The sequence below is a fragment of the Hyunsoonleella aestuarii genome (assembly GCF_006148925.1).
Taxonomy (GTDB): Bacteria; Bacteroidota; Bacteroidia; order Flavobacteriales; family Flavobacteriaceae; genus Algibacter_D; species Algibacter_D aestuarii.
Genome location: NZ_VAWB01000006.1, coordinates 1 through 10,083, shown reverse-complemented (window position 1 = coordinate 10,083; position 10,083 = coordinate 1). Strand labels below are relative to the sequence as shown.

Annotated in this window: 3 protein-coding genes; all 3 read left to right on the top strand. The window is 37.1% G+C overall.

Annotation, left to right across the window (positions count from 1 at the left end):
* Positions 1-15: 15 nt before the first annotated feature.
* A complete protein-coding gene (locus tag FEF17_RS14225; RefSeq protein WP_211342491.1) occupies positions 16-8,613 on the top strand; it encodes a DUF8693 domain-containing protein in 8,598 nt (2,865 codons plus the stop codon).
* Between the two features lie 181 nt (positions 8,614-8,794).
* Positions 8,795-9,610, top strand: a complete 816-nt coding sequence (locus FEF17_RS14220) for a DUF8693 domain-containing protein (RefSeq protein WP_139003090.1) — start codon at positions 8,795-8,797, stop codon at positions 9,608-9,610.
* 81 nt (positions 9,611-9,691) lie between these two features.
* The coding region (locus FEF17_RS14215; RefSeq protein WP_139003089.1) for a hypothetical protein at positions 9,692-10,083 on the top strand (392 nt) is incomplete at its 3' end.

Below are 10,083 nucleotides of genomic sequence, written 5' to 3'. Positions count from 1 at the left end.
GGAGGAACTGGAACTTTGACTTATTCTGGTGATCTAACAACTAATCTAACTGCTGGAACTTATAACTATACAGTAACAGATGCCAATGGATGTACTGCAAATGCAAGTGCTACAATAGCAGCTGCTCCATCAGATATTACATTTACCGCCACAGCAAACGATCCACAATGTTTTGGAGAATTAGGAACAGTAACTTTAGCTTCAAGCGGAGGAACTGGAACTTTGACTTATTCTGGTGATCTAACAACTAATCTAACTGCTGGAACTTATAACTATACAGTAACAGATGCCAATGGATGTACTGCAAATGCAAGTGCTACAATAGCAGCTGCTCCATCAGATATTACATTTACTGCCACAGCAAACGATCCACAATGTTTTGGAGAATTAGGAACAGTAACTTTAGCTTCAAGCGGAGGAACTGGAACTTTGACTTATTCTGGTGATCTAACAACTAATCTAACTGCTGGAACTTATAACTATACAGTAACAGATGCCAATGGATGTACTGCAAATGCAAGTGCTACAATAGCTGCTGCACCAACTCAATTAACTGCTTCCGAATCTGTTACAGATATTTCTTGCTTTGGAGGTAATAACGGTGCAATAAATATTACTGTGTCTGGTGGAACCACAGGCTATACTTTTGCTTGGACTGGAACTGGTGTTAACCCTACTGCTCAAAATCAATCTGGATTAACTGCTGGGTCTTATAGTGTAACAATCATAGATGCCAATAACTGTACTTTTGATATTAACGGGATTTCTGTAGGCGTTGCAGACAATACACCTCCAACTATAACATGCCCTGGAAATATTATAGTTAATAATGATTCTGGCCAATGTACTGCAGTAGTAAACTATTCCACTCCTATAGCAAATGATAATTGTGGAGTAGACAGTGTAACTCGTATATCTGGCCCAGCATCGGGTAGCGCATTTCCTGTAGGAACCACGACCGTTACATATGAAGTGGAAGATACTAATGGCAACACAGAAACTTGTAGCTTCACGGTAACAGTTAATGATAATGAACCACCAGTTGCACAATGCAAAGACTATACAATTATATTAGATTCCGATGGTGCTAATACACAAGGAGACAAGCTAAGTACTAATGATATTAATGATGGTAGCTATGATAATTGTGGCAATGTAAGTGTTGCATTTGATAATTTTGATGGCAGAATATATTGCACAGACGTAGGCGTGATACAAGTAGGGCTTATTATAACGGACAGTGCGGGAAACACATCTACTTGTACTGCTAATGTAACAGTTGTAGATGATATTGATCCAGTAGCCATATGTAGAGCAACACCTTTAACTGTTCAATTGGACAACAATGGAAACTATACCTTAGATCCCGCTCTACTAGACAACGGTAGCCATGATGGACTTGCTGCTTCGAATTGCGGCGTTTCCTTATCCGTAAGTCAAACAACATTCGATTGTACTGATATTGGCTCAAATACGGTTACTTTAACTGCAACCGATGCAGGTGGAAATACAGATACTTGTGACGTTACGGTTATTGTTGAAGACAATGTACAGCCAACAGCCGTATGTCAAGCATATACCGTATTTCTTGATGGCAGCGGTAATGGCTCTTTAGTTGCAACTAATATTGACGGTGGCTCTACAGATGCCTGCGGTATTTCAAACCTTGTTGCTAGTCAAACAACTTTTGACTGTTCTGATTTGGGATTAAACTCTGTTCGTTTAACCGTTACAGACAATAACGGGAATTCTTCTGATTGTTTTGCCGATGTAACAGTGGTAGACAACATCCCTCCTGTTGCACCAACATTAACCGATATTACTTGGGGCTGTGGGTATACACCAGCAACGCCAACAACAAACGATAATTGTACAGGTGGTACTATTACTGGTGTTCCAGATGCGACATTTCCTATAACAACTACAACAGTAGTTACGTGGACATTTAGCGATAATGCTGGAAATGATTCTACGTCGACTCAAACTATAACTATTAATCAAATAAGCTGCTTAGCTACTGAAACTAATGCAGTAAGTTGTAATGGTGGCTCCGATGGTGAAGCTACTGTAAATATTACTGGAGGCGTTGGCCCATTTACCTATTTATGGAGTAATGGACAAACTACTTCTAATGCCACTGGTTTATCAGCAGGCTCACACTCAGTAACGGTAACGGATGCTAATACGTGTTCTACAACTTGTTCAGTAACTATTACGGAACCAACACAATTAACATCATCAATAACAACACAAACCGGTGTTACTTGTTATGATGCACCTATAGGATCAGTAACAGTTGCCGGAGCAAATGGAACTGGACCATATACATACCAAATTGATGGCGGCGCTTTTCAAGGAAGCGGTACCTTTAATGGATTAACTGGCGGTTCACATACAGTAACTGTAAGAGATAATAATGGGTGTACAGTGGATCAAGCTGTTACTATTGCGGGTCCAACAGAAGCATTAATCGCCGATGTACAATTAACGGATGCCAACTGTCTTGAACCAGGATCTAAAGGTGTTGTCGTTCAAGGTCAAGGTGGTAACGGTGGATACGAATACCAGATGACTGGTGATGCTTCAGTAACTTGGACAACCGATGGTGATTTTGGTGGATTAGCAGATGGAACGTATTATTTCCAAGTAAGAGATTCACAGAACTGCTTATCTGAAGTAGTTGAAATTGTTTTAAATGAATCTACGCGTGTAAAAGTAGAAATTCCTAGTTCGCAAAATGTTTTATGCCATGGAGAATCTACAGGTAGTGCTAGTGGTGTTGTATCTAGCGGTAAAGCCCCTTATACATACTTATGGGATGATCCTAGTGCACAAACAACATTAGCTGCCACAGGTTTGGCAGCAGGAACCTATACGTTAACGGTAACAGACTTCTACAATTGTCCTGTGACCGCTACAGTGATTATAACAGAACCTAATGAGATTACAATATCTGAATCCCATGTTGACCTTGATTGTAATAATGGAGGTAATGGTTCAATAACATTGACAGCAGGAGGCGGAACACCAGGATATCAATATAATATAAATAATGGTGTATACGGTGCTAGCAATGTGTTTAATGGATTACCTGCAGGCACACACACCATGGGCGTATTAGATGCCAATGGTTGCGAAAAACAAATAGACGTTATTTTAACAGAACCAACTCAAATTACTGCAAGCTATACCACTAATACTGTAGGGTGTGCGGGAAATAGTAATGGTACAGCTACAGTAACGGCTTCTGGTGGTACTCCTGGATATAGTTACGCTTGGAGCAACGGACAAACGGGTATTACGGCTACTGGCCTAACATCAGGAACGCCTTATCAAGTTACTATTACTGATGCTAACGGGTGTACACTTGTTCAAAATGTGACTTATACCGATCCAGCAGCTTTAGTGGTTAATATGACAACAATGGTTACCTCTGGAGTAGGACAATCTGATGGTACGGCTACTGCCACACCTACTGGCGGTGTTGCACCATATACTTATTCATGGTCCAATGATGCATCAGGTAGCCCAATTATTTCAACTAATCAAACGGCTACAGGGCTATCACAAGGCACCTATTGGGTTACTGTTACTGATAGTAAAGGTTGTGTGGTAGAAGACACAGTAATAGTTGCAGATATTATTAATATTATTTTAGATGAGGAAACTGCTTGTGATCCTAATCTATCTGTAGACCTACAAAGGTTGTACATTAGATTATTAGACGAAAATGGTAATCCGCTTATTACTGGTGGATATGGTGATTTAACATATAATTGGAATTTTGGGTCTAATGTTAAAAATGACGCAGAATATACACCACCACCAACAACAACCGTTAATGATAATTCATCATTAGAATTAGCTTACACAGTTGGAGGCAATAAGACAATTGCGCTTACCGTAACAGATGACTCTGGCCAAACAGTCAGTTATTCTTTTGATATATTTATTGATTCCTGTATTGAGTTTGATGTTGATTGTGACCGCTGTGTATCTCAAGATTATCAATTACTAGATTGGTTCATTGGAGATGCAGATGGGAATAAACTGCCTTCTTGTGGTACAGCTGGAGATATTATAAACGAACCTGTATATATTTGGTTCTTTTTAGACCATGGCGATAATACAAATTATAATTTAAACGTTGTTGCTGAATATGTTACCACCCATCCATTAACTGGTGAAGTAACTGTTGAATCTATTGAAGAATGTTTATATGAAGGTAAGAAAATTGGTACTGGAGCAGCCTATTTATTTATTGATAGTAACTACGTTTGTGGTAGTACTATTGAAATTTCAAAATTTTTAATTTCATGGACCAAGTTAGCTAGAACACCTTGCGGACAACGAGAGCCTAAATGTTTTTGTCCAGGATTTGATATTGCAGTTGGAAGTCCTTTAACAGCCATTGCCATAGCAACTCCTATCTCATGTTATGCAGGAGGTAATAATGGTACAGCCACCGTAGAAGCTTTTGGAGGTACGGAACCTTACAGTTATTTATGGACAACCTCTAATGGAAGTGGTTTAAATCCAACTGCTAAAGACCAAACAGATTTAAGTCCAGGGACTTATACTGTAACTGTTACAGATTCAAATACCACTTATGATCCTGACCTAGAGATGGAAGTATCAGATCCATATACGTTTACAACTTCAGTAACCGTTAGTGAGCCTACAGAATTAAATGTAGACAGTTTTGATCCACAAGTACCTCCTTGCTTTGGTAGTTCTAATGGCTATGCTCAAGCTAACGCATCTGGAGGAACACCGCCATATACCTATGCATGGTCTAATGGACAAACAACTCAAACAGCAATAAATTTATCTGCTGGCACTTATACTGTAACGGTAACGGATGCCAATGGATGTACCGATCAAGATTCAGTGACATTAACAGACCCGCCATTATTGACAGCTACAGTAACAAATACTGAACCTTCATGTTTTGGAGATTCAAATGGTACGGCCACAGTAACACCTGCTGGTGGAACTTCAGGATACACCTATTTATGGAGTAATGGTCAAACCACACAAGCTGCAACAGGCTTGCCTACCGGCAATTACTCTGTAACAGTTACTGACGCTAATAATTGTACGGCAGTTGCAAATGTAACTATTGGACAACCTACTGCATTAGATGCGTCCACAACCAAAATGGATGTTAGCTGTAATGGAGCTGCCAACGGAACAGGAACCATAAATGTTACTGGAGGCACCGCTCCTTACACCTATTTATGGAGTGACGCACAAACTACTCAAACGGCTATTGCACTTGCTCCTGGCACATATAATGTGGTAGCAACAGATGCTAATGGCTGTCAAATTTCAAGAAATATTACTATAACCCAACCAACGGCATTATCATTGTCAACAGAATTTAATGAACCTCAATGTTACAATGGTGCCAATGGTGGAACGGCAAAAATTTATCCTTCTGGTGGTACTGCCCCATATTATTATTTATGGAGTGATGGTCAAACAACTCAGACGGCAATTAATTTAGCTGTAGGAACCTACACTGTAGTAGTAACTGATGCTAATGGATGTACTGAAAATGCTTCTATTGATGTTACCCAACCACTGGAAACTTTTGCAAACGCAGGTTTAGATCAAGATTTAAGTATAGAGAATTGTGGCGTTGTATCAACAACTTTAAATGCCACAGGAGAAGATTCTGCTAATAATCCATTACCAGGTGTTTGGACTATAGTATCAGGTACTGGAGGAAGCCTCTCAAGTAATACAGATCCTAATGCTATTTTTACGGGTCAAGCTGGTATGACTTACCAATTATTATGGGAAATTGACTGTGCTCAAGATCTAGTTAATATTACTTTGGGAGATGGCTGTAACACCCTAGACTTTGATGGTGACAATGATCATGTGACTTTCCAAAATCAATATAATGTAAGTGGTAATTTTAGTTTTGAAATATGGGTTAAACCAGACCCTAATCAAAACGGTGGTGGAGCCAATAATCCTATTCAAACCATATTTTCTAAAAGAGATGCTACAAATTTGACAAACGGCTACGATTTAAGACTTCAGGGTACGAGCTTATCATTCAATTATAATAACGGGGGTTCTATTACAGCATCAAATTCTTTGGGAACAAATAGGTGGTATCACGTGGCTGTAACTTTTGATGGTTCAGATTATATTCTTTATGTTGATGGCATACAAGTAGGTACTGGAAGTGGTTCTGCCCCTATCACAAACACCAATGAATTTATGTTAGGTGCTATGGACCAAAATCCAGCGGGAGGAAATCCAAATCCGGTTAATTATTACAGTGGTTGGATGCAAGAATTACGTATTTGGAACACAGCTTTAACTGTGGAACAAATTCGACAAATGATGAACCAAACAATTACAAATAATGGTACCGCAACCAGAGGAACTGTTATACCAATAGACGTTGCTGGTTTAAATTGGTCAAATCTAGTTGGATACTACAGAATGCTTCAACCTATTGCTCTTTCAGGAACAGGGTACTTACTATCTACCTTTGGAATTGGTTCAGACGGACAAATGCGAAATATTGAAACAACACAAGAAGAAACAGCTCCTCTTCCATATTTAACAAAAGCTAATGGTAATTGGAATACGACAGGAGTTGGCACACCTTGGTTATATGGTGACAGTGTTTGGGATTATCCAAATAGCGATGGTATTACTGGAGATGCAATAGATTGGAATATTGCTCAAGTCTCTCATGATGTTATATCAAATACTCAGGACGTAACTATGCTAGGTCTTTTAACTGATACCAATACCGAATTGATTATAACTAATTCAGGGACTCAAGATGAAAACAATCCTGGTCACGGCCTATGGATAACACATTATTTAAGACTTGATGGAACAATTGATTTAGTTGGTGAATCGCAATTAGTACAAAAAAGATATAGAGTTGTTGATGGGGATCCAGATACGCCCGATCCTACAAATCAATTTAGTGAAAGTATATTAGACACTTCAAGTTCCGGATACATTGAACGTGACCAACAAGGAGCAACCAATTATTTTAATTATAATTATTGGGCGTCTCCTGTTAGTACGATAAATACATCTAATAACAATACGCCATTTAGTGTAAATACAGTGTTAAGGGATGGCACAAGTTCTGCGTCGCCATTAGCTTTGCAATGGACATCAAGTTATGATCCAAATCCCGGTACAAGTGGTAAAACATTAAGTGATCGTTGGATTTACACTTACGAAAATTTCACGTCTAACACTTATCTGGAATGGAGGTATGTAGGAGAAAACACTCCCTTTAATGTAGGGTTAGGTTACACCATGAAAGGAAGTGGTGCACCTGGTACATTACAAAATTATGTGTTTATGGGTAAACCCAATAATGGAGATATTACCACAGATATAGATTTAAACAATAATGCTTTAGTAGGAAATCCTTACCCTTCTGCTATAAATGCGCGAGAATTTATAAAAGATAATATCCCGCTTCTTAACCCGAATAATAGTGCTAGTCAGGCTAATCCTGACACTACTGGTAGTATTGATGGTACTTTATATTTCTGGATTCATTTTGACTCTAATAACACACATATTTTAAGAGATTATGAAGGTGGTTATGCTACCTATACATTAGGTGGAGGTATTTCACCACCAACTGGTGAACAGTATAATACCGTTGACAACTTCTATGTTAGTGGTTCTGGTAATTCTTTTTTAATACCAGGAGATTATATTCCAGTAGGACAAGGCTTTTTCACCGCTTCTGCGACAGCTAATAAGTTAAGTGAAGATGTTAAATTTGAGAATGACCAACGTGTCTTTGAAAGAGAATCACCAACAAACTCAATATTTTTAAAATCTGGAAATTCAAAAAACCCTAAAGAAAATGCATCAACACCACAAACTAAAGAAGCAGATGGTTTACAACGTTTAAGGTTAATATATAGCACGCCAGAAGGTGCCAGACGTTATTTATTGTTAGCCTTCACTCCTAACAACGTAGCTTCCGATAATTTCGATTATGGTTATGATGCGAAAGTATTAGACAATAATCCAAATGATATGTTATTTATGATTGATGACGAAAAGTTTGTTATTCAAGGAGTAGGTGCATTTGATAAAACTAAGCAATACCCAATTGGTCTCTTTTCAAAAACAGGAGGTGCTGTTGAAGTAGCTGTAAGCGAATTAGAAAATATGCTACCAAATACCAAGGTGTATATGTATGATTCATTATTGGGAACCTACACTAAAATTAATGGTAAAAATCAAAAATTTGGAATGACGTTAGATGCTGGCGACTATACAAATAGATTCTATATAACATTCCAAAAAGAGAATAACTCTTTATCAATTGAAGATAATGTTTCAAATAATATAATTGTTAATTACCTACAAAACAGCAAAGAAATATACATAAAAACATCTAATGGTGATGATATTAAGCAAGTATATTTAAATAATATTTTGGGGCAAACAGTTAAATCCTGGAATAAAACGAATACACCTTCATTCTCAAACGAAATGAGGATTCCAGTTAGTAGACAAGTTGCTGAGGGTACTTATATTATTGAAGTTCAAACAGCAAGTGGTAGTATGAACAAAAAGATTGTTATAAGCAATTAACCAAAACTAATATTGAAGAAAAAAACGGCATGGAATGCCGTTTTTTTTGTGCTCAAATTCTGTCATTCGATAAAAATGATGTATTTCATCGTATTTTTTTGCTTTTCATGGTGTTTTGTGATATTATTTTCTATATTAGCCAAATAGTTAAATATTTATTGTCCATTAAACCCCAAATCTAATGACAAAAATTACACGCTTATGCTTTATCGCATTACTTTTTGTTTTTTCAAATGGTATCGCTAAACCAAATGCCATAGTAGATAATAGCAATTCGACCTATGTTTATAACAATATACAGAGAGTTCGTATTGATTTTAAAATGCCAGATGGTTTTACAAGACATCTTTTATTGGCCTTTACCAAAAATAATGCGGCTAGTGATGCTTATGACTATGGCTACGATGCACTTAACCAAGATGCCTTCCCATATGATTTAAATTGGTTGGTTGATGAGCAGCGTTGCACTATTCAAGGTGTTGGTGCCTTTGATGATACAAAAAAATATCCTTTCTGGATGTTTATGTCCCAATCTGGTGATATTGAAATTAGTTTAGATAGATTAGAATACTTTGATTCCCTTATAGATATTTTCGTTTATGATTCATTATTAGATGAATACTATCAAATTAATGACGAAAGCTATAAGAAAACTATTGAAAGCGGCGAATATTCGAATAGGTTTTATTTGGCATTTAAAAGTGAAGAAACAAGCGAAAGTATTGCAAAAAGTGCTTTATCCACGTCAGAAGTAGAAATAGCAACAACATCAATAAAGTTTTTAAATAATTCTAAAGAGTTATACGTTCAAACAAATAGTGAAATTAAAGAAATAATAGCCTATAACATTCAAGGGCAAAAATTATTATCATTTAATTCATTCAATAATAATTCAACAAAAATCCCACTTTCTAATCTTAACATCAAAAATCATGTTATTGTTACAGTTAAAACAGATATTGGGTTAACTACAAGGCAACTCTTTATAATGCCTTAATACAAATACCAACCAAATACACCATAAGATTCTCTCATTATGAAAAAAATTACTTCTCTAGTGTTAATTTGCATTTCATTTTTGCAATTAAGCTACTCACAAGAATTATATAAAAGAATTACAATTACTAACCCTAATTTCAGATCATTACAAAATTTAAGCAACCAAGGCATCGATTTAACCTGTGGCGCTATTCAAACCAGTGAAGGACTGCAACTTGAACTCTCTGAGCATGAACTACAAAACGTTTCTAACTTAGGTGTACCATACAGAGTCCTTGTTGATGACCTTACTAAATACTATGCCGATAGAGCTCAGAAAAATCTACCGCATGCCAAACAAGAATTACAATCTCAAAAATACAGTACTGCTAAAGCTGGTTTTGGTAAAAGCAGTGTATCTAACATACTCTTTGATAATCTAGGCCAATACAATGGCTGCGATGAAATTAACTGGTCCACCCCTACTAACTT